The following is a 25,207-nucleotide window of genomic DNA, read 5'->3' as shown; positions in this document are numbered from 1 at the left end:
GCCGCCCATGTCCATCGTCGAGGAACTGGGCGCACAGGTGCGGGCCGCCGCCGACGAACTGCCACTGGTGCAGGTGACCGAGGCGCTGGACCGGCTCCGGCAGGCCGCCGACCGGCTGCGCTGGGTCCGGCAGGAGTCGGCCGACCCGATGGGGGTCCCCGAACTCTCCGCCGCCACCGAGCACGCCGAGACCGCCGGACACGTACTGCGGGTGGCCCAGGACCAGTTCGCCGCGTACCTGGCCGCGATCGGGCTGGCCGGCGACGGACCGCCGGCCGCCGGGCCCACGCCGCGCCGCGAACCCACCGACGACCAGCCGACCGCTGGGCCGGGGCCGGTACCCGAGCCGCGCGGCGAGGCCGGACCGGTGCACCGGTGGTGGTCGGTCCGGGTGACCGAGCTGACCGGCCAGCGCGACGCGCCCGGGGCAAAACCCGACCGCGAGATCACCGACGCGGAGGACCTGCTGCGCCGGGTCGCCGAACGGGTACGCGCCGACGACCGTGGCCAACTGCACGCCCAGTTGCGTGACGTACCGGCCGACGTGGGGCTCGGGATGGCCGCGGTGGCTCCACCGATGCTGCGCGACCTGGCGGCGGAACTGCTCGGGCACCCGCCCCGGGCGCAGGACCTGCCCCGGCTGCGGGGCGAACTCACCGGCAAGGCCCGGGACCTGCTGCCCGGCCTGCCGGCCGAGGTGCTGGAGACGGCGCTGAGCCGGGTCTGCCGGATGCCGCCGCCGAAGAACCCCACCGCGCCGCCGCACCCGGCCGACCCGGCGGTGGCTGCCGGCGTACTCACCGGGCTGCTGCTCAACCGGCTCGGCCGGGACGCCCGCTCGGTGGCCGCCCAGACACTTCGGGAGTCCGATGGCTGACGTCCGGACCCAGCTCGTCACCCGGGTCCGCGGCATGCTGTCGCACGCGCTCGGCGCGACGCGGGGCAGGCTCACCCAGGCCCGTACCGAACTCGACGGTTCGCGGGACCGGCTGACCCGCACCCGGCGGGCCGCCGCGCGGGTGCCGCAGCGGGTCGGCGCCGAACGGGACCGCCGCCTCGCCGAGATAGCCGACGAGTACGAGGCCGAACTGATCCTGCTGGCCCGGCGTACCGCCGAGGCGGCGACCGACGCGGCACCCGGCGCGGCCAGCGCGGCCTGGCCGGTCTGGCGCCCGAGCCCGGCCAACCGGCACGAACCCGCCGGCGCGCTGCGGATCGGCGCGGTCCGGCTGCCCGACGCCGAACCGGTGCCCGCCCTGGTCCCGCTGCTCGACCGGGGACACGTGCACCTCGCCGGGGAGGACCGGGCCGGCTGCGACGCGGTGGTGGCCGCCCTGCTGTTGCGGGCGGTCGGCCGCGCCGAGCCGGGCGCGGTCCGGCTGATCGGGTACGACCCGGAGCACCTCGGTGGCGGGCTGGCCGGGTTCGCCCCGCTCTCCACCGCCGGCCTGCTCACCTTCGTCGGACCGGGCGGGCTGGCCCGGCTCCTCGACGACCTGGTCGACCAGATCCGCCGGATCAACGAGACCGTGCTCGCCGGTGAGTACGCGTCGCTGCGCGAACTCGCCGCCGCGACCGGCCGGCGCCCCGAACCGTGGCGGGTGGCGGTGCTGCTCGGCGGCGACGAGCTCTCCCGCCACGAGCGCGGGCAGCTCGACCGGGTGGTCCGCACCGGCGCCGCCTGCGGGGTGCACCTGGTGGTCCGGGGCATCGAGCTGCCGGACGAACCGACCGTCGAACGGGTGCTGGTCGGTGACGGACTGACCCGGCTGCGTACCGCCCCGGGGCTGCCGGTGCGGCTCGATCCGCCGCCGCCGGCCAGCCTGGTGACCGACACCTGCCGGGAGATCGCCGCCACGGTCACCGCCGGTCCCGCCCCGGCGCCCTTCACCGACCTGCTGCCCCCGGTCGACCAGATGTGGAAGGAAGGGTCCGCCGGTGGCCTGACCGCACCGATCGGCGACGGCCCGCAGGGGCGGCCGGTGCTGCTCACCCTCGGTGACTACCCGCCGCACGCGCTGATCGGCGGCCCGTCCGGCACCGGCAAGACCAACCTAATCTTCGCCTGGATCGGCTCGCTCGCCGCCCGCTACTCCCCCGCCGAGCTGGAGTTCTACCTGCTCGACTTCAAGGAGGGGGTCTCCTTCGCCCGGTTCGCCCAGGGCCGGCGGGACCCGAGCTGGCTGCCGCACATGCGCCTGGTCGGCATCAACGTCAACACCGACCGCGAGTTCGGGCTCGCCCTGCTCCGCTTCCTCGCCGAGGAGCTGCGTCGCCGGGCCGACGCGGCGAAGCGACACGAGGTGACCAAACTGGCCGAGCTGCGCGCGGTCGACCCGGACGGGCACTGGCCCCGGATCGTGGCGGTGGTCGACGAGTTCCAGATGCTGCTCGCCGGTCGGGACGCGGTCGCCCGGGAGGCGGCCGACCTGCTCGAGGACCTGGCCCGACGGGGCCGGTCGCAGGGCATCCACCTGGTCCTCGCCTCGCAGGACGTACGCGGCATCGAGGCGCTCTGGGGGCGGCCGGCACTGGTCGCCCAGTTCACCCTCCGGATCGCACTGCCGAAGGCGCTGCGCATCCTGGCCGAACGCAACGACGCCGCCCAGGCGCTGCCCCGGCATCACGCCGTGGTCAACGCCGAGTCCGGCATGGTGGAGGGCAACCAGGTGGCCCAGATCCCGTCGGCCAGCGACTGGGGCACCTGGAGCGAGTTGCAGAACCAGCTCTGGCGGATGCGCCCGCAGGACGCCGCGCCGGCCCGGCTCTTCGACGGTGACGCGGTGCCCCGGCTCGGCGACGCGCCGGACTTCGCCGCGCTGCGCCCGGTCGAGGAGTCGGCCGAGGGACGAGCCACAGGGAGCCCACGGGGTCCGCTCGCCCTGCTCGGCGAGATCATCGACGTACAGGCCCGGTCGGCCGGGATGCGGCTGCCCCGCGCGCCCGGTCGGAACCTGGCCGTGCTCGGTACCCGGGTGGACGAGGCGTGCGCGGTGCTCGACGCCGCCGCCCGGTCGTTGCACCGCCAGCACCGGCCCGGCACCGCCCGGTTCTCGATCGCCTGCCTGGACCCGGACGCCGACCCGGCCGCCCGGTCGCTCTACGACACCCTCGGCGACGACGCGGCCTGGTACGACGAGGAGACCGTGCCGGAGCTGATGAGCGAGACCGCCACCGGGCTGGGCCTGGGCGCCGCCCCGGGCGAGCCGCACTACCTGCTGCTGTACGCGGTCGACGCGGCGGCGAACCGGCTGGCCGCCCGCGCCGGTGGGCGTACCGGGCTGGAGCACCTGCGGCAGATCCTGCACGACGGGCCGGAGCGGCGTACGCACGTGCTCGCCTGGTGGCGGGGGGTGGCCCGAATGCGGGCGGACCTGGGCGGCCCGGCCTCGCGTACCGACCAGATCGGCGCCTGGGTGGCGCTGGACGTGCAGGGGGCCGAGCTGGGTTCGTCGCTCTATCCGGGCACCGGTGGCCCGGACTGGTATCCCCGGCCGTGGCGGGGGCTCTTCTTCGACCGGGCGGTGCACCGTACCGGGCAGACGATCATCCCGTACGGACCGGCCCGATGAGCGAGACCTACGCCGAGCTGATCCGCCGGCTGGCCGACGCCACCGCCCGGATGGACGCCGAGCGGGCCGAGGCGGAGAGCTGGTACGCCGACCAGTGCGCGGCGGCCGAGCGCGCCGTACGCGACGCCGAACAGGCGGTGCGGCGGGCCGAGGCGGAACTCGCCTCGGCCGGTCAGGAGGCCGAGGCGACCGAGGCCGAGGTGCTCCACCTGTGGCAGACGCTGCGGGAGCGGCTCGGCCCCGGTGCCCGCCGGATCGGCGACCCACCGGTGCCGACGCCGGGTCCGCCGACCGACCCGGCGATGCTGCTCGACGGGGTACGTGACCTGCTCGACCGGACCAGGCACCCGGGCGAGTTGCCCAGTTCGACCCACCCGCTGCTGGCCGGCTTCGGGGTGCTCGGCGCCGCGCTCGCGTACGCCCTCGGGTTCGCCGCGCGCGCCGCCGGTGTCCGGTACGGCGGCGACCTGGCCGTGGGGATGCCGGTGCTGAGCCTGGTGGTGACCCTGCTCGGCCCGCTGGTCGGGTTGGCCCCGGCGAAGCTGCTCGCCGACCGGCGGCACGCCGGTCTGGACCCGAGGGCGGTGACCGTGGTGGTCGTGGCCGGCGCGCTGACCACCGCCACCCTCTTCGCCGTGTTCCGCTGAGTCCGGTTGTTCCGCCGAGCCCTGCCGTCGGCTACGCCGGGACGGCCACCGCCTCGCGCAGCAGCCGGCGGGCGAGCACGATCCGGTCCGCGTCGTCGTCGAGTCCGGGCAGGTCACCGACCCGGGTGACGGCGCCGCCGAGGAACGCCCGCAGCGCGGGCGCGCACTGATCGGGAAAGGTGATGGTCCGGTCGAACAGGCGCAGCGCGATCCGCCCAGGCTCGTCCGCGCCGGCCGGCACCACCTGCCAGCGCAGCCCGTCGCGGGGCGCGAGCCGGGTGTCGACGTCGAGTCCGGTGATCGCGTCCGCCTGGGCCAGCGGCCGGATCGGCGCCGGTCGGGCCGCAGTCCAGACCCGCTCGCGCAGTTCCGCCGCCACCGCCGCCGGTTCGGCCCGACCGAGCCAGTCACGCAGCGCGGCGACGGTCTCGGTCAGTTCCGCCGCGATCTGGTCGGGTTCGGCGAGATCCAGCCCGAACGGCAGCGAGGCGCGCAGCCGCTGGTCCTCGGCGGCCAGTCCGAGCAGGGTCTCGACCAGGGCGTACCGGGTGAGGGCGCGCACCCCGACGGTCAGGTGCAGGGAGGCGCCGCGCTGTGCCTGCGCGCTGTGCAACCAGCCCCGGGGCAGGTAGAGCGCGTCCCCGGGGGTCAGGGTGACGTCGAGCGCGGGCGGGCCGGCGGCGGTGGCGGAAACCTCGTCGGCCCGGCCGCCCCAGGGCTGGCGTTCCAGCGGATCGGGCAGCACCGGCTCGTGGATCCGCCAGTGTTTCTCGCCGTCGACCTGGAGCACGAAGACGTCGTGGGTGTCGTAGTGGGTGGCGAAGCCCTGGTTGCCGGCGGGTGTCAGGTACGCGTTGACCTGTAGCGGCTGGTTCAGCGCCGTACCGAGTTCGCGGGTGAAGTCGACCAGCGGTGGCCAGTTACGGTGCAGGCCCTGAAGGACCAGGGTGGCACCGTCGGCGTACAGGTCGAGGATCCGCTCGTCGAGCACCTGGTCGCCGATCTCGGCGCCGGCCCCGCCGCCGCCGGTGAACCGGGCCGCCGGCAACACCCGGCCCTCCTTGGCCGCCCGCAGGAACGGGGTACGCAGCCCACGCCGGCTGAGCAGTTCGTCGGCGTCGGCCGGGCTGAGCAGGTCGCTGAAGCCGTCCGGGTTGCCGAGTTCGGCCGCGCGGGAGAGCAGCGGTGCCCGACCCCAGTGGGCGGCGACAAACGTGGCCGGGGCGAGGGCCACACAACGGGCGAGCGCCGGGCGGTGCTGGCCGCCCGGCGCGTCATCGCTCATATCCTCGGTTCCCGGCTAGCGGGCCGCGCTGTCCGCGCCACCGTCGCGCTGACCGGGGTTCGCCCCACCGTCGGCCGGACCCTCGGCGCTGCCGTCCGCGCCACCGTCGTGCTGGCCCGGCGTGGCGCCGCCATCGGCCGGACCCTCGGCGGTGCCGTCCGCGCCGCCGTCGTGCTGGCCCGGCGTGGCGCCGCCGTCGGCCGGACCCTCGGCGGACCCGTCGGCACCCCCGTCACGGCCGGCTGGGTTGGCCCCACCGTCGGCCGGGCCCTCGGCGGCGCCACCGCCGCTCGTCCGCATGTCGTCGTCGTCGAGTCTCATCGGGCCCCCTCGGATCTGTCGCCCCACCTTCCACGCGGCGGGCCGCCGTGCACCCGGTGGTACCCGGTGCGCGATCATCCCTAACCCGTCGGCGGACTTGTCTCCACCAGCAGCCTAGGTCGGCGCGGGCCGGGCGGACGCGATTGACCGAATCCGCCCCCGGCTGAGGCCGAGCTGGGCGAGCGACCGCCACCGGGCGACCCGCCCGCGACACCGGCAAAAGCGGGAGCGGACGAACGGGGTGGGCGTCGCCTCGACAACGGGTGCGGACGAACGGGGTGGCCCTCGCCTCGACGACGAGCGCGGGTCAGGGCCGGGCCAGCGGCGCCGAACTGTCCCGTACGACCAGGTCGGTGGAGAGCTCGACGCGTGGGGTGTCGACCGGCTCGCCCCGGGCCAGCCGGAGCACGGTACGCGCGGCGAGCAGCCCCATCTCCGCCAGCGGCTGGCGGACCGTGGTCAGCGGCGGTGAGGACCAGCGCGCCTCGGGCAGGTCGTCGAACCCGACCACGCTCACGTCGTCGGGCACCCGCAGGCCGCGTCGCCGGACCGCCTCGTACGCGCCGAAGGCCATCTGGTCGCTCGACGCGAAGATCGCGGTGGGCGGGTCGGCGAGGTTGAGCAGCGCGGTCCCGCTGGAGTAACCGGACTCGTGGTAGAAGTCGCCGGGCACGATCAGCTCGTCGCTCATCGGCAGACCGGCCGCCTCGAGCGCGGCCCGGTAGCCGTCCAGGCGGGCCCGGCTGCAGAGCAGTCGGGGCGGGCCGGCGATGAAGCCGATCCGGCGGTGGCCGAGCGAGATCAGGTGCTCGGTGGCGCGCAGCCCACCGGCCCAGTTCGTCGCGCCGATGGTCGGGATGTCCAGGGTCGGTACGCCCGCCGGGTCGACCAGCACCATCGGCACGTTGAGCCGACGCAGTTCGGCGTGGACCGGTGGGGCGAGGTCGCTGCTGACCAGGATCACCCCGTCGGTGGCCCGGGTACGCAGGTTCTGCAGCCACTGCCGGGTGGAGGTGGAGCGGCGGTGGATGGCCGAGACGACGGTGCCGACACCGGCGGCGTGCGCGACGTCCTCGACCCCTCGGATGATCTCCACGGCCCACGGGCTGTCGAGGTCGTTGAAGACCAGGTCGATCAGGCTGGCACCGGCTCGGGGCCGGGTCGCGCGGCGCCGGTAGCCGTGGCGGCGCAGCAGCTCCTCGACCCGTTCCCGGGTCTGCGGGGCGACGTCGTTACGACCGTTGAGCACCCGGGACACGGTCGGCACCGACACGCCGGCTTCCTGGGCGATCGCGGTGATGGTGATCCTGCGTCCTTCGTCGACCGTCACGGGCAGCTCCTTCGTCGAGGCTCCAGCCTACGACCGAAACACTTTCGCGGTCGCGCCGGCACCACGGCAGAACGGATGACGCTCAGCCGGGCCGGTCCCGGCCGGGCCAGCCGGTCGGGACCGGATCTGGCATTCTCCACCAATTTACGGAAGTCTTCCGGAAACCGGTGCCCCGAGACTAGCGGATCCGGGCCAGCCGGACGGATACCACGATGCAGGCAAAGCCGCGACTCGGCCCGGCGCCGCCGAAAAGTGCCGATCCACCGCGCACGCACACAACCGGCCCGGATCTCCCCGGGGGCCGGACCGCACGACGCAGACACATCACTGTTGGTAGTTTCCGAGCCGCTTTTCATTCATGAAACATGGTCTGACCTCGAAAAGTTCACCTTCGATGACCCCCAGCTTCACTACAGCGAGTGAACCTCTGCCTGGGGTGAAGTCGTCCAACCCTTCTTGCGAACTACCGAGAGAGGCAGGTCCGTGGACCTTCCTGGTTTCCGGGTGTCCCGCCGCCGTCGCGGCGAGATGACCATCGCCGAGCAGTACGAGTACTGGCAGGACGTGAAGAGGAGCCTGTCCCGCCGGCGGTTCCTCGCCGCCGGCGCGGTCGGCGCCGCCGCGGTCGCGGTCGGCCCGACACTGCTCACCAAGGCCGCGTACGCCGAAGCGCCGGGATCGTCGGTGACGCCGTTCGGGCGACACCTGTCCTACGGCAACGACCCGACCAGCCAGATGCGGGTGGGTTGGCAGGTTCCCGCCGCGGTCGACAAGCCGGTGCTGCGCTTCGGCCCGTCCGCCGACGACCTGAGCCAGGTGGTCCAGGGCGAACTGCGCTCGCTGCACAGCAACTACGGCACCGGTACGCCGCTGGACCAGTTCTACGGCCACGCCGCGCTGGACGGGCTCGCGCCCGACACCACCTACTACTACGCGATCGGCCACGACGGGCTCGACCCGGCCGGCGGACCGGTGCAGAGCTTCACCACCGCACCGGCCGGCAGCGGAGGCGCACTGCGGCCGTTCACCTTCACCGCCATGGGCGACATGGGCGCGAGCGCCCAGGCCCTGCTGGACAACGCCCAGATAATCGCCCAGAAGCCGGCCTTCCACCTGGTCGCCGGGGACATCACGTACGCCGACTCCAGCGGCAAGGGCAAGCTGGAGGACAGCTTCAACCCGACGGTCTGGGACAAGTACTTCACCCAGATCGAGCCGGTCGCCCGGTCGGTGCCGTGGATGTTCGCCACCGGCAACCACGACATCGAGTCGTGGTACTCCCCCAACGGGTACGGCGGCCACGTCCAGCGCCTGGACCTGCCGACCAGCGGCCCGTCGAACTGCCCGAGCGTCTACGCCTTCACGTACGGCAACGTCGCGGTGCTGTCGTTGGACACCAACGACGTCAGCAACGAGGGACCCGCGAACCGTGGCTACTCCGGCGGCAACCAGGTGAGCTGGCTGGAGAAGACCCTGGCCGACCTGCGGGCCAACCCGAAGATCGACTTCATCGTGGTCTTCTTCCACCACTGCGCCTACGCGGTCACCACAAACCACGGCTCCGAGGGCGGCGTACGCGCCTACTGGACGCCGCTGTTCGACAAGTACAACGTCGACCTGGTGATCAACGGTCACAACCACATGTACGAGCGGGCCGACCCGATCCGGGACAACCGCAGGACCCGTACCGCCGCCGTCGGCGACACCGTCAACCCGGTGACCGACGGCACCACGTACGTCGTCGCCGGGGGCGGCGGCGCCGGCCTGTACAACCTGCCGGCCAACGGCCCGGAGAGCTACGCCGGCAAGGTGCACGACTCCGACGCCGTCTCCACCTTCTACCACAACGCCTCGGGCTCGAAGGTGAGCGAGACGGTCGAGTGGTCCCGGGTCCGCTACCGGGGCCACAACCTGCTCGCGGTCGACGTGGTGCCCGCCGCCCCCGGCCAGACCACCACGCTCACCCTGCGGGCGGTCTCGATCGAGGGCGCGGCGACCGGGACGGAGGTGGACCGGCTGACCATCAGCCGTACCGCCGCCACCGTGGACGCCCCGGCCTTCGGCATGCCGGCCGTGCTGACCGGCGCGGCCCTCGCCGCCGGCGCGGGTTACGTCGCGTGGCGGCGGCACCGCAGCGGCCTGGAGGTCCCGGCCGCCTGATGGACCGCCAACCCACCGGCCCGTCCGGGGAGACGTTCCCCGGGCGGGCCCTCCGGGCGGTGCTGTTCGCCGGCACCCGCCCCGAGATCGTCAAACTCGCACCGGTCGCCCTGGCCCTGAGCGCCACGGGGGCGCAGGTCCAGGTGATCGCGACCGGACAGCACCACGACCACCGGATGGCCGGGGCGTTCTTCGCCGACCTCGGCGTCACGCCCGACCACCAATGGACGCTCGACGGGGACGAGCCGGCCCGGGTCGGCGCACTGCTCACCCACGCACTCGGCTACTTCGCGGGCGACCGGCCGGACGTCGCGGTGGTGCAGGGCGACACCTGGACGGTGCCGCTGGTGGCGATGGCGGCCCGCCGGTACGGCGTACCGGTGGCGCACGTCGAGGCCGGGCTGCGCTCGTACAACCCGCTCTCCCCGGAGGAACGCAACCGTACGGTCGCGGCCGACCTGGCCACCGTGCACCTGGCCCCGACCCCGGGAGCGCGCGAGCACCTGCTCCGCGAGGGGATCGCGGACCCGGACGTGCACGTCGTCGGCAACACCGTCTGCGACGTGTTACGCGGCTCCGGTGTGCCCGTGGTGCCACCGGAACGACGGTCCGGAATCCTGGTCACCGCCCACCGCTCCGGCACCGTCGACGCACCGGAGCGACTGGCCACCCTGGTCGACATCGTCCGGACCCTGGCGCGGTCGCACGCGCCGGTGACCTGGCCGCTGCATCCGCGAACCGCCGACCGGCTCGCCGCGACCGGGCTCACCGGGCGGTTGGACCACCCTCGGATCACCCTGCTCGAGCCGCAGCCGCACCGTCGGATGCTGGAACTGATCGCGGGATCGGCCCTGGTCGCGACCGACTCCGGGGGGCTCCAGGAGGAGACGGGCTGGTTCGGCGTACCGGCGGTGGTGCTGCGGGAGAGCACCCCCCGGCCCGAGGGGGTCGCGCTCGGCCAGGCGGTCCTGGTCGGCCTCGACCGGGACCGGGCGGTGGCCGCCGCCACGCTCCTGCTCACCCCGGCCGTACGGCAACGGGTCGCCGCGATGCCGTGCCCGTACGGCGACGGCCACACCGCCGAACGGATCGCGGCGCTCCTGACCGACCTGCACCACACCGGCCGGCTGGCGCTGCGCGAGCCCGGTCCCGCCGTCCCGGGGTCCGCCACCTCAGCGCCTACCAACTCGGCGCTCGACAACTCGGCGCTCACCAACTCGGCGCCCGGCAACTCGGCGCCCGGCAACTCGAAGGAGGCCGCGTGATGAGAATCCTGGCGATCGGCGCCCACCCCGACGACATCGAACTGGGTTGCGGCGCCACCCTGCTGCGGGCCCGCCAGGCCGGCGCCTCGGTCACCATGCTCGTCCTGACCGATGGTCGCCTCGGACCGGGCGACCCGGACCTGCGCGCCCACGAGCAGCGTCAGGCCGCCGACCACCTCGGCGCCGACCTGCTCGGCGGCGGCTTCCGCGACGGCGAACTCGACCACGGGCCGGCTCTGGTCAACCGGATCGAGGAGGCCATGGACGGGGTCCGTCCCGACCTGGTCTTCACCCACGCGCCCGCCGACTCGCACCAGGACCACCGGGCGGCGGCCGCCGCCTCGGTCGCCGCCGCCCGGACCCTCACCACCGTGCTGCACTACGAGAGCCCGTCCACGCTCGACTTCCAGCCGGTGGTCTTCGGCGACGTCACCGGCCTGGTGCCGGAGAAACTGCGCCTGCTGCGCCACCACATCTCGCAGGTGATCGGCGGCCGGCGGATCGACCTGGAGGCGCTGGCCGCGCAGGCCCGGTTCCGTGGCTTCCAGGGGCGGGTGACCGAGGCGGAGGCGTTCACCACCACCCGTACGCTGCTGCGCTTCCCCGGTGACCGGCCGACGATTCCGATGTCGGGAGCGCTCGGCCTGGCGGCGGAGGGCTGAGGTGGACCGCTCTCCCCGGGGTGTGCTGCTCGACCTGGACGACACCCTCTACCCGCAGGCCGAGTTCCTGGACCAGACCTGGGACCGGGTCGCCGCCGCCGGTGCCGTGCTCGGACTCGACCCGGCCGGACTCCGTACGGCGCTGCGGTCGGCGACCACGGGCGGCAGCGACCGGGGTGGCCTGATCGACACCGCGCTCGCCACGCTCGGGGCCGATCCCGCGCTGGCCCCGGCACTGGTCGGCACGTTCCGGGAGTTCCGGCCGACCACGCTCACCCCGTACCCGGGTGTCACCGAGCGGCTGACCCGGCTGGCCCGGTCCGTACCGCTGGTCCTGGTGACCGACGGCAATCCGGCCCAGCAGCGGGCGAAGCTCGCCGCGACCGGGCTCGGCGCGGTGCTGACCGGGGTGGTCTGTACGGACGAGGAGCTGGGCCGGGCCGGGCGCAAGCCGCACCCGGCCGGTTTCCGCCGGGGCCTGTCCCTGCTCGGCTGCGCCCCGCGGGACGCGGTCATGGTCGGCGACCGGCCGGAGAAGGACATCGCCGGTGCCACCGCGCTCGGCATCCGGGCGCTGCGGGTGAGGGTGGGCGAGTACCGCGACCGGCCGGACCCGGCCGGGGTGTGGCGGTCGGCGGAGAGCACGGCCGAGGCGTTGGACCTGCTGCTCGACCTCTGCGGCCGGGGACGCGGATGAGCCCACGGCACCGGCGCCGGTGGGCGCCCGGCGGGACGGCGGCGCCCGGCGGGACGGTCGCCGCGCCAGCGGGGTACAACGGGCGACGGATTTGGCCGGCGGTCGCGGTCGCGGTGCCGCTCGGCGTGGCCGTGCTGCTCCGCCCGACGTGGGCGTACCAGGCGCTGGTGTTCGCCTTGACCGCCGTCTTCGCCGCGTACCTGATCCGGCACCTGGTCTTCCTGACCGCCGCGCTGCGTCCCGGCCCGACCGGACCGGACGACCGACCGGGCCACACGCCGAGCGTCACCGTGCTGGTCCCCTGCCACAACGAGGCCAAAGTGGTCGACGGGCTGACCGCCGCGCTCGCCGCCCTCGACTACCCGGCGCACCTGCTGGAGGTCGTCTTTGTCGACGACCGGTCCGTGGACGGCACCGGTGACCTGCTGGAGCGGGCCGCCGCCGGGCACCCGGGATGGCGGGTGCTGCGGCGGGCCGAGAACGCGGTGGGTGGGAAGTCGGCCGCGCTCAACGACGCGCTCCGGCTGGCCCGGGGCGAGGTGGTGGTGGTCTTCGACGCCGACCACCAGCCGGCCCCCGACTGCCTGCGGGAACTGCTGCGCCCGTTCGCCGACCCACGGGTGGCCGCCGTGCAGGGCCGGTGCGTCGTGCGCAACGCCCGCGACAGCCTGGTGGCCCGGCTGGTGGCGATCGACTACCTCTGCGGCTACCTGGTGAACATGGCCGGTCGCGACCGGGTCTTCGGGCTGCCCGCGTACGGCGGCGCGAACTGTGCCGTACGTGCCGACGTGCTGCGGGAACTCGGCGGCTGGAACGTCGACTCGGTCACCGAGGACACCGACCTGTCGCTGCGGATCTGGTTACGCGGTCACCGGATCGGCTACGCCGAACACGCGGTGGACCACGAACTCGCGGTGACCAGCCTGGGCGCCTACTACCGCCAGCGCTACCGCTGGGCCCGGGGCCACCAGCAGGTCTGCCGGGACTACCGGCGCCCGCTGCTGCGCAGTTCACGCCTGCGGGTGGTGGAGAAGATCGAGGCGACCCTGTTCCTGTACGTCTTCCACGTACCGGTGCTCTGCGTGCTCGCCGTGCTGCTGGCCGGGGTCACGATGACCGTGCCCGACCTGCCGTCGGCCGGGCCGCTCTGGGCGGTCGCACCGCTGATGGCGGCCGGGCCGGTGCTGGAGGTCGGTGGCGGTCTGCTGCGGGCCGGCGCCCGGCGCCGCGAACTGCTGCCGCTGCTGCTCTTCCCCGCGCTCTTCGTGGTCTCGATGCTGCTCTGCACCCGGGCGATGCTCGACGCCTGGGCCGGGTCCCGCTACGCCTGGGTCAAGACCGAACGGACCGCCCTGGACCCGAACACGTTGGTGCCGGCCGACCGCGCCACCCGTGACCGGCAGCCCGTGGCGACGGCCGCGTGACCAGCCTGGCGGACCCGACGCACCCGGGCGGCGGTGACTGGCACGGGCGGCACCGCTCGGTCGGCCCGGCGCGGGGGCGGCTCGGCTATCCGCTGGTACGGGTCCTGGCGGTGCTGGCGCTCACGGTCGGGCTCGGCTGGTGGGCGGCGGTCCCGGTGAGCCACTGGGAGGCGGGGGCGACCGCCTGGCTGGCGCAGCAGAGTGGGCTGGAGATGACCAGGGAACTTCCCGGCACGAACCTGGTCCACGGCTTCTACGGCTACCAGCCGTACTTCATCCGGATCACCCCCTCGTGCTCGGCGCTGACGGTGAGCGCCGCGGCCGCCGGGGTGTCGCTGCTGATCCTGGGTGGCAGCCGGCGCCAGCGGGTCGGCGGTGCGCTGTTCGCGGTGCTGCTGCTGTCACTGGGCAACCTGACCCGCCTGGTCGCGGTGCTCTGGGTCGGCCGGGGTGCGGGCATCCCAACCATGATCACTTTCCACGACTGGGTCGGCACGGTCTTCTCCTACGCGCTGCTCATCGGGGTGCTGTTGGTGCTGGTCGCGGTACGGCTTCCCGGTCGCCGGGCACCTCGGTCGGACCGGCCCCGCACCCCGTCGACGCCAGCGGGCGGGAAGGCCGTGGACATGGCCGCCGCCCGGGAGGAACCGACCGCCGACCGGGGAGAACCGACCGCCAACCGGGGAGAACCGACCGCTGCCCAGGGAGAACCGACCGCCACCCGGACACAACCGACCACCGCCCGACCACAACCGACCGCCGCCGGGAGGCGGCGGGGCGGTGCGCACGAGAGACGGGGAACGACACCATGACCGACGTGGACCACCACACCGCCGCCGGCCCGCTCCAGCCGCTCCAGCCGGTCCGGTCGGCGCCGCGACCACTGCCGTCGGACCCTCGGCTGACCGGCCGGCGGGTGCTGGTGACCGGCTGTGGCGGGCCGGCCGGGGTGGCCGTACTGCGCGAGCTGTCCGCCCTGGGGGTGACCCCGGTGGCGGCCGACTGCGACCCGTACGCGGCCGGGCTGCACCTGGGCCACGAGAGCGCTCTGCTGCCCACGGCCGACTCCCCCGACTATCCCGACCGGTTGTTGGCCACGGCGATCGCCACCGGCAGCGACGCGGTGATCGTGACGGTCGCCGAGGAGCTGCTCCGGGTCGCCGGCAACGAACCGGACTTCGCCGCGCGGGGCGTCGCGGCGTGGTTCCCGTCGCACCGTACGGTCGCCGACTGCCTGGACAAGTGGGCGTTCGCGGCGCGGGTCGAGGCGGCCGGCGTGGCCGGGCCCGGCACCGCGCTCGACGGGCCGGGTGACCTGCCCGGCCCCTGGATCGTCAAGCCCCGCGTCGGGCGTGGGTCACGCGACGTCCACCCGGTGGACGACCCGGCCGACTTCCCGACCCTGCTGCGCCGGGTGCCGCGCCCGCTGGTGCAGACCAGGCTGCCCGGACGGGAGTTCACCGTCGACTGCCTCGTCGGGCGAGACGGTACGGTCCTCGGCTCGGTGCCCCGCTGGCGCGCCCAGACCCGAGCCGGCATCTCGACCCGGGGCACCACCTTTGCCGACAGCCGGGTCGACGTGCTGGTCAAGGAGCTGGTCGCGGCGCTCGGGCTGACCGCCGTCTGCAACGTACAGGGTTTCCTGGACGAGGCCGGGCCGGCGCGGGTGGTCGAGGTGAACCCCCGTTTCTCCGGCGGTCTGCCGCTGTCGCTGGCCGCCGGTGCCGACCTGGTCGGACAGTTTCTGCTGGGCACGCTCGGCCTGCCGATGGACGCGACCGCGCTGGTCGCCGACGAGGGCGTGACCACCGTGCGGTGGTTCGCGGAGAGCACGGTGGACCGCCGCGTCCCCCGCTGACCGGATTGTTGTGCCGGTCCGGGGCTGGATCAGCCGCCGGCCACCGACGGGATCACCTGCACCTCGGCGTCGCCGTGCACCGGGGTGTCGAGGCCGTCGGCACGTCGGCAGTCCTCCCCGTCCACGTAGACGTTGACGTACCGGCGCAGCTCACCCCGCTCGTCCCGGATGCGCCGGTCGAGCCGGGGCCACCGACCGGCCACCTCGTCGAGCACCGCCCGCAGGGTGCCGGCGGTGCTCACCTCCAGGCGGCTGGCACCCGCGGCGTCGACCCGCAGCGCGGACGGCACGAGTAACGTGACCATCCCTCACACCCGGGCGGCGCGGACGCAGAGCACGTCCGGCAGGTGGGCGGCGACCAGGGACCAGGAGTCGCCCTCGTCGCGGCTGGCGTAGACATCACCGGCCCGGGTGCCGAAGTAGACCCCGGCGGTGTCGGCGTCGTCGACGCACATCGCGTCGCGCAGCACGGCCGCGTAGTAGGGGTCGGTCGGCAGGCCGTCGACCAGCGGCTCCCAGGTGGCACCGGCGTCCTCCGACCGGTACGGCCGGAGCCGGCGACCGACCGGGAAACGCTCCCCGTCGGCGACCAGGGGGAAGTTGTAGATCACTCCGGGGCGGCTCGGGTGGGCGACCATCGCGAAGCCGAAGTCGCTCGGCAGCCCGTCGGCGATGGAGGTCCAGGTGACACCCGCGTCGTCGCTGCGGTAGACGCCGTGGTGGTTCTGCGCGTACAACCGGTCCGGGTCGACCGCGTCGCGGGCGACCTTGTGCACGCACTGACCGAACTCGGGCCACTCATCGGGAAGGAAATACGCCCGGATACCGGTGTTACCGGTGGTCCAACTGGCGCCCGCGTCGTCGGTGCGGTAAACCCCGCCGGTCGACATGGCGACCAGGATCCGGTCCGAATCCGTCGGGTGCGGCAGCACGGTGTGAGCCGCCTGCCCGCCGAATCCGGCGCCCCAGTCCTTACGGTGCGGGTGGTCCCAGAGCGACCGGATCATCTCGTAGCTGACGCCGCCGTCGACGGAGCGGAAGAGCGCGGTCGGCTCGGCACCGGCATAGACCACGTCGGGCTCGGCCGAGGTGCCGGGCGCCAGTTGCCAGACCCGGCCCAGGCTCGCGCCGGTGTCGGCGGGAAACGCGAGTGGCGGCTGGTCCGGCTCCCGCCACGAGCCGCCGAGGTCGTCGCTGGTGGCCACGCTCGGTCCGAAGTGCGAACTGCTCACCCCGGCGAGCAGTCGCGGCACCGACCGCCGCTTGTCTATCGCCACCGAATAGACCTCGGTCATCGAGAAATGCGGGCCGCTCAGCTCCCAGCTCACCCGGTCGTCGCGACTGGTGGCGAGAAAGAGCCCCTTCCCGGTGCCGATCATCAACAATGTCGTCGCGTTCGCAGTCCCTGCTGAAGACGTCGCTGCGGCTGGTGCTGTCACGATCGGACCTCCCATCCGGCACGCCGGGTGCGCGCCAGCGGTCAGTATGGACCGGACCTCCGACAGAATCACGGCCGGAAAACGGACCGGAATGGCGGCACCGCCGATGACGAAACGCATTCGCGTTCATTCGGTTGCCGTACGTCGGTCAATTCCCGCGAGACGCACGCTGGTACGGCGATCGCCGTACCGGTCGCGGGCGGCTGCCGCCCCTCCTGCCGGGGTTGCGTCGGTTCGACGGCCACCACCGGGACGGGTCGCACGGGGCCGCGCCGAGGGGCCGTGATCGATTCCCGATCGGTGTACCGTGTGCGCGCATGACGGTGCTGAAGCAGTTTGTCGCCGCCCTCTCCAGCGGCCAGATCCAGGTTGTCGACCTCACCGCCCCGCTCTCCGACCAGACCCCGATCCTGGGTCTGCCGGAGCAGTTCGGCCAGACCTGGCCGTTCCAGCTCAGCGAGATCAGCCGGTACGACGACCGGGGTCCCGCCTGGTACTGGAACAACTTCTCCACCGGCGAGCACACCGGCACCCACTTCGACGCCCCGGTGCACTGGGTCACCGGACAGCAGGGGACCGACGTGTCGCAGGTCCCGGTGAACCAACTGATCGCCCCGGCGGTGGTGATCGACCACAGCGCCGACGCCGCCCGGGACCCCGACTTCCTGCTGGAGATCGACCACGTCAAGGCGTGGGAGGCGGAGCACGGCGCGTTGCCGGCCGGCGGCTGGCTGCTCTACCGCACCGGTTGGGACGCCTACGGCGACGACGCGCGGCGGTACACCAACTCCGGCCGTACTCCCGGCATCTCGGTCGAGTGCGCCCGGTGGTTGGCGGAGGAGTCGCCGATCCAGGGCGTGGGGGTGGAGACGGTCGGCACCGACGCGGGAGCCGCGCACTCGTTCGACCCGCCGTTCCCGTGCCACTCGTTCCTGCTCGGCCAGGACAAGTACGGCCTGACCCAGTTGCGCAACCTGGCCGAGCTGCCGCCGACCGGTGCGGTGGTGATCGCCGGGCCGTTGCCGATCGTGGCCGGCTCCGGCAGTCCGTGCCGGGTCCTCGCCCTGGTCGAACGGTAGGCGCGGGCAGCGATGCGGGTCGCCGAGGTGGTCGGCCGGGTCCTCTACGGACACGGCGCGCGGTACGTCTTCGCGGTGGTCGGCAGCGGCAACTTCCACGTCACCAACGCGCTGGTGGCGGCCGGTGCCCGGTTCGTCGCGGCGGCTCACGAGGGTGGCGCGGCGAGCATGGCGGACGGGTTCGCCCGGACCTCGGGTGAGGTGGCGATCCTCTCGGTGCACCAGGGTCCGGGCGTGACAAACGCGTTGACCGGCATCACCGAGGCCGCGAAGAGCCGTACGCCGATGCTGGTGCTGGCCCCGGAGGCGACCGCGCCCCGGTCGAACTTCTTCGTCGACCTGCCGGCGCTCGCCGCGTCGGTCGGCGCCGACTTCGTCCGGGTACGCGCGACCCACCCGGTCGAGGACACCAGCGCGGCGTACCGGGCCGCCGCCCGGGGCGCGACGGTGGTGCTCGGTCTCCCGCTGGAGGTGCAGCAGGCGGTGACCGAGCCGTGGTCCGGCCCGCTCGCCCCGGCCCCGGCCGTAAGGAAGGGCCCCTTGTTATCGGATTCCGTTGTAGAAGGGCCCCTTCCTAACGCCGGACCGGAGGTCGACGCGCTGGTGGAGGCGCTGCGGGCGGCGCGGCGGCCGGTGTTCGTCGCCGGACGGGGTGCACGCGCGGCCGGGGAACCGCTGATCCGGCTCGCCGACGAGTGTGGCGCGCTGCTCGCCACCTCGGCGGCGGCGAAGGGGCTGTTCGTCGGGAATCCGTGGGATCTGGACGTGTCGGGTGGGTTCGCCACCCCGCTCGCGGCCGAGTTGATCGGGTCGGCGGACCTGGTCGTCGCCTGGGGGAGCACGCTGAACATGTGGACCACCCGGCACGGCGCGCTGGTCCCGCCGTCGGCCGTGGTCGCCCAGGTCGACCGCGATTCGGCCGCGTTCGGGGTGAACCGTCCGGTGGAGCTGACCGTCCTCGGTGACGTGGCGGAGGTCGCCCGGGCGGCACTGGACCGGCTCGGCGGTGCACCGCTCCGCGCGACCGGGTGGCGTACCCCGGACCTGGGTCGTCGGATCGCGGCCGAGGGACGGTGGCGGTCGGTCTCCTACGTGGACGAGAGTCGAAGCGGGGCGGCCGGCGTCGCCGCGACGGTCGACCCGAGAACGCTGTCGATCGCGCTGGACGACCTGCTGCCGGCGGAACGGACCGTGGTGGTCGACTCCGGCAACTTCATGGGCTACCCGTCGATGTTCCTCGGCGTGCCGGACGTCGCCGGATTCTGCTTCACCCAGGCGTTCCAGTCGATCGGGCTGGGTCTGGCCAGCGCGCTCGGCGCCGCGGTCGCCCGGCCGGACCGGCTCACCGTCGCCGCGCTCGGCGACGGCGGCTTCGTGATGTCCGCGACCGAACTGCTCACCGCCGTCCGGCTGGCCCTGCCCCTGCTCGTGGTGATCTACGACGACGCCGCGTACGGGGCGGAGGTGCACCACTTCGGCCCGGACGGTCATCCCCTGGAGACGGTCACGTTCCCGGACACCGATTTGGCCGCGATCGGCCGGGGCTACGGCTGCGACGGCGTCACCGTACGGGGTGTCGACGACCTCGGGCCGGTACGCGACTGGCTGACCGGTCCCCGTACCCGGCCGATGGTGGTCGACGCCAAGATCTCGTCGGAGCACGGCTCCTGGTGGTTGGCGGAGGCGTTCCGGGGTCACTGAACCGACCGACGGGCGACAAACCCGCACGGCGGCGGAACGGGATCGGTCCGGGGCCGGTCCAACCCGGCATGAGACGGGTTCGGATCACGCCGGTGCTCTGCGCTCTGCTGGTCCTGGCCGGTTGTGCCCCGGGCACCGCGTCCCGGACCCTGCCGGCGGTCGGCGAGCTGGCCTGGCGCGAGATCGCCGGCTCGCCGCTCGCCCCTCGGCAGGGTGCGCTCGGGCTCTGGACCGGCCGGGAGGTGCTGTTGATCGGCGGCAGCGACGAGCCGCCGTGTCCGCCGAACGCCGACTGCGGGCTGGACCGGACGCCGCTCGCCGACGGCGCCGCCCTCGATCCCCGGACCGGTCTGTGGCGGCGCCTCGCCTCCTCGCCGCATCCGTTCGCCATCGCGTCCGGCGTGGTGCTCGGTGGTACGGCGTACGTGCTGCCGGGCGGCGGTGAGCCGAGGGGGCAGCCCGGACTGCTCGCGTACGACATCGCCGGGGATCGCTGGCGGGAACTGCCGGTGCCGTTCGACCCCACCCGGTACGGCATCGCCGGCACCGGCGACCGGCTGGTGGCGTACCTGCTCAGCGACGAGACCGGCGACGGCGCCGACTTTGCCCTCGACCCGAGCACCGGGACCTGGCAGCGCCTGCCCGACGACCCGCTCGGCCCGTCGTTCGACCGGACGGTGGCCTGGAGCGGGGCCGAACTGGTGCTGTTCGGCCGGGAACTCGTCCCGGACCCGAACGGTGAGAAACCGGCGATCGCCCGGGCGGCGGTGCTCGACCCGGGTGCGGTCTGGCGACGGCTGCCCGACTCGACCATCCTGTCCGCCGGCCCGTGGCTGCTGGACGAGGGCAGACTGGTGAACCCGACGCTCGGTGGCGCCGACGGCGGTCGGGTCGACAACTGGGGTGCCACGTACCCGTTCGGCGGCATCCTCGACGTCGCCGGGGGCCGGTGGTCGGCGCTGCCGGCGCCGCCCGGCGGCGTGACGGTGAGCGCAGGCGCCCGGGGCAGGTCGAACGCGCTCTATCTCGACGTCGACGGCTGGCTGCTGGACACGACGACGCAGCGGTGGGTACGGGTTCCGGACGCCCCGGACCCGGAGCCGACCGGACACACCCTGGTGGCCGCCGGGACCGAGATGCTGCTCTTCGGCGGCGGTCGTCACGACCGCCCCGGCGGCACCCTGCTCAACGAGGTGTGGGTCTGGTCGGGACCGGCCTGATCGGGCCGCTCAGCGGCGCAGGTGTACGCGGATCACGGTGGCTCAGCGGCGCATGTGTACGCGGATCGTGGTGGCGCCGGGTCGGGTGTGCACGCGTACCAGGTCGCAGAGTTCGTTGACCAGGAGCAGACCCCGCCCGCCGGGTTGCTCCACCGGGGCCGGAATGCGGCCGGCGAGCGGCTCGGTGATGTGTCCGGTGTCGGTGAGCTGGCAGACCAACTCTGTTTCGTCGGTCCAGACCGCGAGCGTGCCTGCGGCCCCGGCGTGCTCGACCGTGTTCGCCGCGAGTTCGCTGACCGCCAGGGTCAGGTCGGCGACCCGGTCGGGGGCGAGACCCGCGGCGATGCCCCGGGCGGTGACCAGCCGCCGCAGTGCCCAGATGGCGTGCAGTTCGACGGTGACCGTTTCGGCGTGCGCCGGTGGGCGCGACAGTGACAGGTTGAACCCGGCCGCCACGGTGAACGGGTCGCCGTAGTCCGGGCTGTCCCAGGCGGTCGTGCCGTGGCGCAGCACGGGATGCGTCCGGTGGGCGTCCTCGACCCAGCGCTGGCGCAGCCGGCCGGTGTCGTACGGGCAGAGGATGGTGGCCCGACGGCCGACAAAGGCGGCGTTGATCAGCGCCTCGTGCTGCGCGCAGGCGGGATACTCGGCCTCGCTCCGGCCCGCCCAGATCGGCTCGCCGACGATCCGCACGCGGCGGTCGGGATGCGCGGCGGCGAAGGCGAGCAGGACGTGCGGGATGATCCGGCCCGGGTTGCGCCCGGCCACGGCCATGTCCTGTGACTCGACTCGGCCCAGGTCCGCACCGAGCGCGTCGCGGATCAGGCCGAGGTTCGCCTCGGGCACGGCGACCAGGACCGGTTCCCCGGCGGAGAGCCCGGCCCGGATGAACGGGATTGTGCCGGCCAGATATTCGTCCCGGTTCGCGTAGAACATGGCAGGGTGTGCAAAATCCTGGTGGCCGGTGAAGTCGCGCATGCTCGGCCACCTCCCGATCCGCCTGTTTTTGATCAACCTCGACGGGGTCGCGCGAGCGCTCGTCCTCGTTCCACCGCCCACCACCATAGCCGCCGAGCGCGTCAACACACTCCCGGTGCCCGGCCGCAGCACCGAGCCCTGACCAGCAAGGACAGCCGGACACGAGGTCCCCGCTGACCTTGTCTCGCCACCGGACCCGCCATCGGGCCGGCACCGGCACGGGCATCCGCCACCGACGCCCCACGCTCGCGATCGCTTGATGGACCGGTGGTCGGTGACCGATTTCGATCAGAGGAACGGTCGCCCCGGGGTGGGATGGCTTGGGCGACCGTGCGAGGGTCAGGGCGTCGCGTACGCGTGCAGCGGGCCGGGGGCGGGGCGGGCCTCCAGGGTGCTCGGGTCGACGCTCCAGACCCCGGCCAGCCGCATCACGTCGTGCTCGGAGACGAGGATGTCGGGCTGCCCGTCCAACGCGGGCGGCAGCCCCATCGCCTGCTCGGCGTCGTCGGGATCGCCCCGCCACTCGGTGACCTCGCCGATCTCGCCGAGGAAACCGAACGCGCGTACCGCCACACCGTCCACCGCCCGGGCCCAGCGGTGCAGTTCGGAGACCCGGTAGGTGGCGAAGAGTTGGACCTCGGTGCCGAGCGTCGCGGAGAGTTCGACCACGTCCACGACCGTGTTCGGTCGCAGCAGCCAACGACCGGTGGCGAGCAGCCAACTCGCGTCGCGCGCGCCGGGTAACGGCGGGGTGATCACCAACCGGTCGTCGGTCAGATAGGCCAGGTCGATTCCGTCCCGCCAGGAGACCGTGCCCAGGTCGCGCAGGGCCAGCGCCCCGGTGAGGGCCTCGACGTCGGTGTCGCGGACGGCCAACCACGACTGTTTGTGGCCGAAGCCGACCATGGTCTCCCCCTGCATGCCCCGCACGTTACCGACCTTCGTCACCACGGGCCGGCGACTTACCGCCGGGACCGCCGGATCGACCGGCCAGCGGCGCCGGGCGCCCTCGCCCGGGGCGCGGGAGAACGCCGAGCCCGACCGCGCCCGGCCCGCCACGCCCCCGGCCGGAACACGTCGGCGAATCTCGATGAGCAAGGATGATTCGTTGGTTCCATTCCTGATCAAGCGTTTCGTCCCCGGGAGGACTGGACATGGAAAAGCCGAACATCGGCCCGATCGAGGGTGCGCCCCCCGCCGACCTGGTCATCGAGGACATCACCGTCGGTGACGGTCCCGAGGTCGGCCGCGGCCAGTGGGCAAGCGTGCAGTACGTCGGCGTCTCGCACTCCACCGGCCAGGAGTTCGACTCCTCCTGGGGCCGGGGCGAGCCGTTCGGCTTCCAGGTCGGTGCCGGCCGGGTCATCGCCGGTTGGGACCAGGGCGTGGCCGGCATGAAGGTCGGCGGCCGGCGCAAGCTGGTCATCCCGCCGCACCTCGGCTACGGCAACCAGGGCGCCGGCGGCGTGATCAAGCCGGGCGAGACGCTGGTCTTCGTGGTCGACCTGGTCGACGTCAAGTAATCGACCCGGTCGGGTCGGGTGACCGACCGGATCGACGTCGGGTAGCAGAACGCGGCCGGAGACCGGCCGGACCACCGGTGCCACGCCCGTACCGGTGGGGTCCGACCGGTCCCCGGCCGCGTCGCGTCCGCCCTCGGCCGCGAAGACGGACGATTGGTCGCGCGAAGACGGGCGGTCACGCGAAGACGGGCGGTGGTCGCGCGAAGACGGGCGGTGACGGCGGGGGCGTCCACGGGTTAGGGTGCGGCGTGTCGTCGTACCGGATCGGCGGTCGCCTGGCCGGAGCCCCGCGCCGGGTGGCGCTCGGCCTGGTGACCGGCGTGTACCTGCTGGCCGGCGGGGCGGGCGGGCTGACCTGGTGGTTGCTCGCCGACGCGGGGCACCACCCGCTGACCTCGGCCCTCTGCGCCGACCTGGTCGCCACCGGAGTGGTCTTCGCCGCCTCCGTGGTGGTCCGCAACGCCAGTCTCTACGACCCGTACTGGAGCGTCGCCCCACCCCTGCTCGTCCTCGGCTGGCTGCTCGCCGCCGAGCAGCCGGTGGTCGCCCGCCAGGTGTTGGTGCTGGTCCTGGTCACCGCCTGGGCGGTACGACTGACCGGCAACTGGGTGATCGGCTGGCCCGGCCTGGGCCACGAGGACTGGCGGTACGTGATGATGCGCGAGCGCAGCGCGGGTCGCCTGCCCTGGTGGCTGGTCAACCTCACCGGGGTGCAGCTCGTACCGACACTGGTGGTCTTCGCCGGCCTGCTGCCCGGCTGGAGCGCGGTCACCGGCGACCGGCCGATCGGTTGGCTCGACGCGGTCGCGGTGCTGGTCACCGCGACCGCGATCGGGGTGGAGGCGCTCGCCGACCGGCAACTGCACCGGTTCGCCGCCGACCCGGCGAACCGGGGCCGGACCGTGACCGACGGTCTGTGGCGCCGCGTCCGGCACCCGAACTACCTCGGCGAGATCGGCTTCTGGTGGGGCCTGTGGCTGTTCGCGCTCGCCGCCGCGCCGGCCCGGTGGTGGACGGTGGTCGGGCCGTTGGTGGTACTGGCGCTCTTTGTCGGGGTGAGCGTGCCGATGATGGACCGGCGGTCGGTGGACCGCCGGCCCGGTTACCGTGAGCACATCCGGGCGGTGCCCGCCCTGCTGCCCCGACTCAGGCGGTGACGGGGACCCGCTCGGTGATGAAGTTCAGCAACTCGCGGTTGATGTCCTCGGCGTGGGTCCACGGGATGCCGTGCGGGGCGTTTTTGAGCACCACCAGCTTGCTGCTGGGGATCGCCTGGTTCATCCGCTTGCCGGTGACCGGGAACGGCAGCACCCGGTCGGCGTCGCCCTGGATGATCAGCAACGGCACGTCGATCCTCGGCAGGTCGTCCCGGAAGTCGGTCAACCAGGCCGGGATGCAGGCCAGGGTGGCCCACGCCGACGCACTCACCGCCACGTTCCAGTTCGCCCGGACCACCTCGTCGCTGACCAGTTTGCCGAGGTTCACGTCGAGGTTGAAGAAGTTCTGCAGGAACTGGGTCTGGAAGACGTACCGGTCCTTGCGGACCTGGTCCATGAAGCCGTCGAAGAGGCTCTGCTCGACGCCCTCCGGGTTGTCGGCGGTCTTGAGCAGGAACGGCGGGATGGGTGAGATGACCACCGCCCGGTTCACCCGCTCCGACCCGTACGCGGCGAGGTAGCGGGTCACCTCGCCGGTGCCCATCGAGTGCCCGACCAGGGTGACGTTGCGCAGGTCGAGCGTGGTCATGACCTGGTCGAGGTCGGCGGCGAAGGTGTCGTAGTCGTAGCCGTCGGTGGGCTGGCTGGACTTGCCGTACCCGCGCCGGTCGTAGGTGATCGCCCGGTAGCCGGACTCGACCAGGGCCGCCACCTGCTTTTCCCAGGCGGCGCCGCTGAGCGGGAAACCATGGATGAGTACGACCGGTTGGCCGGCGCCGTGGTCCTCGTAGTAGAGATCGATGGACGCGGAATTCTCCACGCCGACGCTGATGTAGGGCACCTCGACACTCCTCTCGCACGGAATCTCCGGGACGGGGGTCGGTCGAGC

Annotated in this window: 24 protein-coding genes; 16 read left to right on the top strand and 8 right to left on the bottom strand. The window is 73.5% G+C overall.

Annotated features, from left to right (window positions below):
• The first annotated feature begins 7 nt into the window (after positions 1-7).
• From ACI2K4_RS33200 to ACI2K4_RS33190, 3 genes are read left to right on the top strand one after another with little or no spacing between them, the layout of a single operon-like run.
• Positions 8-877: a hypothetical protein gene (locus tag ACI2K4_RS33200; protein ID WP_404517091.1), complete on the top strand. Its 870-nt coding sequence runs from the start codon at positions 8-10 to the stop codon at positions 875-877.
• Positions 870-3,572 (top strand): FtsK/SpoIIIE domain-containing protein, encoded by a 2,703-nt coding sequence (locus ACI2K4_RS33195; RefSeq protein WP_404517089.1) that lies wholly within the window; start codon positions 870-872, stop codon positions 3,570-3,572. Before ACI2K4_RS33200 ends, ACI2K4_RS33195 begins: the two co-directional genes overlap by 8 nt.
• On the top strand, positions 3,569-4,219 hold the full coding sequence (locus ACI2K4_RS33190; protein ID WP_404517087.1) for a hypothetical protein: 651 nt from the start codon (positions 3,569-3,571) through the stop codon (positions 4,217-4,219). Before ACI2K4_RS33195 ends, ACI2K4_RS33190 begins: the two co-directional genes overlap by 4 nt.
• A gap of 31 nt (positions 4,220-4,250) precedes the next feature.
• On the opposite strand, the gene ACI2K4_RS33185 is transcribed toward ACI2K4_RS33190, so the two are convergent.
• The 3 genes from ACI2K4_RS33185 to ACI2K4_RS33175 all read right to left on the bottom strand — a co-directional run bounded on the left by ACI2K4_RS33185 (position 4,251) and on the right by ACI2K4_RS33175 (position 7,155).
• A complete protein-coding gene (locus ACI2K4_RS33185; RefSeq protein ID WP_404517085.1) occupies positions 4,251-5,504 on the bottom strand; it encodes a cupin domain-containing protein in 1,254 nt (417 codons plus the stop codon).
• A 15-nt stretch (positions 5,505-5,519) separates the two neighbouring features.
• The gene (locus ACI2K4_RS33180; protein ID WP_404517083.1) at positions 5,520-5,825 is read right to left on the bottom strand and encodes a hypothetical protein; all 306 of its coding nucleotides are present in this window, start codon (positions 5,823-5,825) and stop codon (positions 5,520-5,522) included.
• Between the two features lie 307 nt (positions 5,826-6,132).
• Positions 6,133-7,155 carry a LacI family DNA-binding transcriptional regulator gene (locus ACI2K4_RS33175; protein ID WP_404517081.1) on the bottom strand — a complete coding sequence of 341 codons (1,023 nt, stop codon included), beginning with the start codon at positions 7,153-7,155 and terminating at the stop codon, positions 6,133-6,135.
• A 483-nt stretch (positions 7,156-7,638) separates the two neighbouring features.
• Here ACI2K4_RS33175 and ACI2K4_RS33170 point away from each other — a divergent pair, with 483 nt between their 5' ends.
• Genes ACI2K4_RS33170 through ACI2K4_RS33140 form a run of 7 tightly spaced genes read left to right on the top strand, consistent with a single transcriptional unit; the run spans position 7,639 to position 15,221 of the window.
• Positions 7,639-9,315 (top strand): purple acid phosphatase family protein, encoded by a 1,677-nt coding sequence (locus tag ACI2K4_RS33170; protein WP_404517079.1) that lies wholly within the window; start codon positions 7,639-7,641, stop codon positions 9,313-9,315.
• A complete protein-coding gene (gene wecB / locus ACI2K4_RS33165) occupies positions 9,315-10,580 on the top strand; it encodes a non-hydrolyzing UDP-N-acetylglucosamine 2-epimerase (protein ID WP_404517077.1) in 1,266 nt (421 codons plus the stop codon). The genes ACI2K4_RS33170 and wecB overlap by 1 nt, the downstream gene beginning before the upstream one ends.
• Positions 10,580-11,242 carry a PIG-L deacetylase family protein gene (locus tag ACI2K4_RS33160; protein WP_404517158.1) on the top strand — a complete coding sequence of 221 codons (663 nt, stop codon included), beginning with the start codon at positions 10,580-10,582 and terminating at the stop codon, positions 11,240-11,242. Before wecB ends, ACI2K4_RS33160 begins: the two co-directional genes overlap by 1 nt.
• Position 11,243: 1 nt before the next feature.
• Positions 11,244-11,939 (top strand): HAD family hydrolase, encoded by a 696-nt coding sequence (locus ACI2K4_RS33155; protein ID WP_404517075.1) that lies wholly within the window; start codon positions 11,244-11,246, stop codon positions 11,937-11,939.
• Positions 11,936-13,363: a glycosyltransferase gene (locus tag ACI2K4_RS33150; protein WP_404517073.1), complete on the top strand. Its 1,428-nt coding sequence runs from the start codon at positions 11,936-11,938 to the stop codon at positions 13,361-13,363. The genes ACI2K4_RS33155 and ACI2K4_RS33150 overlap by 4 nt, the downstream gene beginning before the upstream one ends.
• Positions 13,360-14,175 (top strand): exosortase/archaeosortase family protein, encoded by an 816-nt coding sequence (locus tag ACI2K4_RS33145; RefSeq protein ID WP_404517071.1) that lies wholly within the window; start codon positions 13,360-13,362, stop codon positions 14,173-14,175. Before ACI2K4_RS33150 ends, ACI2K4_RS33145 begins: the two co-directional genes overlap by 4 nt.
• A complete protein-coding gene (locus tag ACI2K4_RS33140) occupies positions 14,172-15,221 on the top strand; it encodes an ATP-grasp domain-containing protein (protein WP_404517069.1) in 1,050 nt (349 codons plus the stop codon). The genes ACI2K4_RS33145 and ACI2K4_RS33140 overlap by 4 nt, the downstream gene beginning before the upstream one ends.
• Before the next feature lie 29 nt (positions 15,222-15,250).
• Here ACI2K4_RS33140 and ACI2K4_RS33135 read toward each other — a convergent pair whose 3' ends face one another.
• Together ACI2K4_RS33135 and ACI2K4_RS33130 are read right to left on the bottom strand one after the other, a co-directional pair.
• Positions 15,251-15,526, bottom strand: coding sequence for a ubiquitin-like small modifier protein 1 (locus ACI2K4_RS33135; protein ID WP_404517067.1), 276 nt, complete (start codon positions 15,524-15,526; stop codon positions 15,251-15,253).
• Between the two features lie 3 nt (positions 15,527-15,529).
• Complete coding sequence (locus ACI2K4_RS33130) at positions 15,530-16,600, bottom strand: WD40/YVTN/BNR-like repeat-containing protein (RefSeq protein ID WP_404517065.1); 1,071 nt, start codon at positions 16,598-16,600, stop codon at positions 15,530-15,532.
• Between the two features lie 377 nt (positions 16,601-16,977).
• On the opposite strand from ACI2K4_RS33130, the gene ACI2K4_RS33125 reads away from it, so the two are divergent.
• The 3 genes from ACI2K4_RS33125 (at position 16,978) to ACI2K4_RS33115 (ending at position 20,660) form a co-directional block, all read left to right on the top strand.
• Positions 16,978-17,739, top strand: a complete 762-nt coding sequence (locus tag ACI2K4_RS33125) for a cyclase family protein (protein WP_404517063.1) — start codon at positions 16,978-16,980, stop codon at positions 17,737-17,739.
• Between the two features lie 12 nt (positions 17,740-17,751).
• Positions 17,752-19,440 carry a thiamine pyrophosphate-binding protein gene (locus ACI2K4_RS33120; RefSeq protein ID WP_404517061.1) on the top strand — a complete coding sequence of 563 codons (1,689 nt, stop codon included), beginning with the start codon at positions 17,752-17,754 and terminating at the stop codon, positions 19,438-19,440.
• A gap of 68 nt (positions 19,441-19,508) precedes the next feature.
• On the top strand, positions 19,509-20,660 hold the full coding sequence (locus tag ACI2K4_RS33115; RefSeq protein ID WP_404517059.1) for a hypothetical protein: 1,152 nt from the start codon (positions 19,509-19,511) through the stop codon (positions 20,658-20,660).
• 42 nt (positions 20,661-20,702) lie between these two features.
• On the opposite strand, the gene ACI2K4_RS33110 is transcribed toward ACI2K4_RS33115, so the two are convergent.
• A complete protein-coding gene (locus ACI2K4_RS33110) occupies positions 20,703-21,638 on the bottom strand; it encodes an anti-sigma factor RsbA family regulatory protein (RefSeq protein WP_404517057.1) in 936 nt (311 codons plus the stop codon).
• On the opposite strand from ACI2K4_RS33110, the gene ACI2K4_RS33105 reads away from it, so the two are divergent.
• Positions 21,625-21,780, top strand: a complete 156-nt coding sequence (locus ACI2K4_RS33105; protein ID WP_404517056.1) for a hypothetical protein — start codon at positions 21,625-21,627, stop codon at positions 21,778-21,780. The genes ACI2K4_RS33110 and ACI2K4_RS33105 overlap by 14 nt on opposite strands.
• Before the next feature lie 197 nt (positions 21,781-21,977).
• Here the strand turns inward: ACI2K4_RS33105 and ACI2K4_RS33100 are convergent, their stop codons facing one another.
• Positions 21,978-22,559 (bottom strand): hypothetical protein, encoded by a 582-nt coding sequence (locus ACI2K4_RS33100; RefSeq protein ID WP_404517055.1) that lies wholly within the window; start codon positions 22,557-22,559, stop codon positions 21,978-21,980.
• A 233-nt stretch (positions 22,560-22,792) separates the two neighbouring features.
• Here ACI2K4_RS33100 and ACI2K4_RS33095 point away from each other — a divergent pair, with 233 nt between their 5' ends.
• Complete coding sequence (locus ACI2K4_RS33095; protein WP_404517053.1) at positions 22,793-23,161, top strand: FKBP-type peptidyl-prolyl cis-trans isomerase; 369 nt, start codon at positions 22,793-22,795, stop codon at positions 23,159-23,161.
• A 248-nt stretch (positions 23,162-23,409) separates the two neighbouring features.
• Complete coding sequence (locus ACI2K4_RS33090; RefSeq protein ID WP_404517051.1) at positions 23,410-24,318, top strand: DUF1295 domain-containing protein; 909 nt, start codon at positions 23,410-23,412, stop codon at positions 24,316-24,318.
• Here the strand turns inward: ACI2K4_RS33090 and ACI2K4_RS33085 are convergent.
• Positions 24,308-25,159: an alpha/beta fold hydrolase gene (locus ACI2K4_RS33085; RefSeq protein WP_404517050.1), complete on the bottom strand. Its 852-nt coding sequence runs from the start codon at positions 25,157-25,159 to the stop codon at positions 24,308-24,310. The two genes, ACI2K4_RS33090 and ACI2K4_RS33085, sit on opposite strands and share 11 nt — an antisense overlap.
• Positions 25,160-25,207: the final 48 nt, after the last annotated feature.

This window comes from Micromonospora sp. NPDC050397 (assembly GCF_044901685.1).
In the GTDB taxonomy this organism is placed as follows: domain Bacteria; phylum Actinomycetota; class Actinomycetes; order Mycobacteriales; family Micromonosporaceae; genus Micromonospora_G.
The sequence above is the reverse complement of the archived record's forward strand: the minus strand, read 5'-3'. Positions and strand labels throughout refer to the sequence as shown.

Bases quoted from the DNA above. Each gene is read 5' to 3' on its own strand.
- ACI2K4_RS33200 (WP_404517091.1), top strand. From the start codon at position 8: ATGTCCATCGTCGAGGAACTGGGCGCACAGGTGCGGGCCGCCGCCGAC.
- ACI2K4_RS33195 (WP_404517089.1), top strand. From the start codon at position 870: ATGGCTGACGTCCGGACCCAGCTCGTCACCCGGGTCCGCGGCATGCTG.
- ACI2K4_RS33190 (WP_404517087.1), top strand. From the start codon at position 3,569: ATGAGCGAGACCTACGCCGAGCTGATCCGCCGGCTGGCCGACGCCACC.
- ACI2K4_RS33185 (WP_404517085.1), bottom strand. From the start codon at position 5,504: ATGAGCGATGACGCGCCGGGCGGCCAGCACCGCCCGGCGCTCGCCCGT.
- ACI2K4_RS33180 (WP_404517083.1), bottom strand. From the start codon at position 5,825: ATGAGACTCGACGACGACGACATGCGGACGAGCGGCGGTGGCGCCGCC.
- wecB (WP_404517077.1), top strand. From the start codon at position 9,315: ATGGACCGCCAACCCACCGGCCCGTCCGGGGAGACGTTCCCCGGGCGG.
- ACI2K4_RS33160 (WP_404517158.1), top strand. From the start codon at position 10,580: ATGAGAATCCTGGCGATCGGCGCCCACCCCGACGACATCGAACTGGGT.
- ACI2K4_RS33150 (WP_404517073.1), top strand. From the start codon at position 11,936: ATGAGCCCACGGCACCGGCGCCGGTGGGCGCCCGGCGGGACGGCGGCG.
- ACI2K4_RS33140 (WP_404517069.1), top strand. From the start codon at position 14,172: ATGACCGACGTGGACCACCACACCGCCGCCGGCCCGCTCCAGCCGCTC.
- ACI2K4_RS33135 (WP_404517067.1), bottom strand. From the start codon at position 15,526: ATGGTCACGTTACTCGTGCCGTCCGCGCTGCGGGTCGACGCCGCGGGT.
- ACI2K4_RS33130 (WP_404517065.1), bottom strand. From the start codon at position 16,600: ATGATCGGCACCGGGAAGGGGCTCTTTCTCGCCACCAGTCGCGACGAC.
- ACI2K4_RS33125 (WP_404517063.1), top strand. From the start codon at position 16,978: ATGACGGTGCTGAAGCAGTTTGTCGCCGCCCTCTCCAGCGGCCAGATC.
- ACI2K4_RS33120 (WP_404517061.1), top strand. From the start codon at position 17,752: ATGCGGGTCGCCGAGGTGGTCGGCCGGGTCCTCTACGGACACGGCGCG.
- ACI2K4_RS33115 (WP_404517059.1), top strand. From the start codon at position 19,509: ATGAGACGGGTTCGGATCACGCCGGTGCTCTGCGCTCTGCTGGTCCTG.
- ACI2K4_RS33110 (WP_404517057.1), bottom strand. From the start codon at position 21,638: ATGCGCGACTTCACCGGCCACCAGGATTTTGCACACCCTGCCATGTTC.
- ACI2K4_RS33100 (WP_404517055.1), bottom strand. From the start codon at position 22,559: ATGCAGGGGGAGACCATGGTCGGCTTCGGCCACAAACAGTCGTGGTTG.
- ACI2K4_RS33095 (WP_404517053.1), top strand. From the start codon at position 22,793: ATGGAAAAGCCGAACATCGGCCCGATCGAGGGTGCGCCCCCCGCCGAC.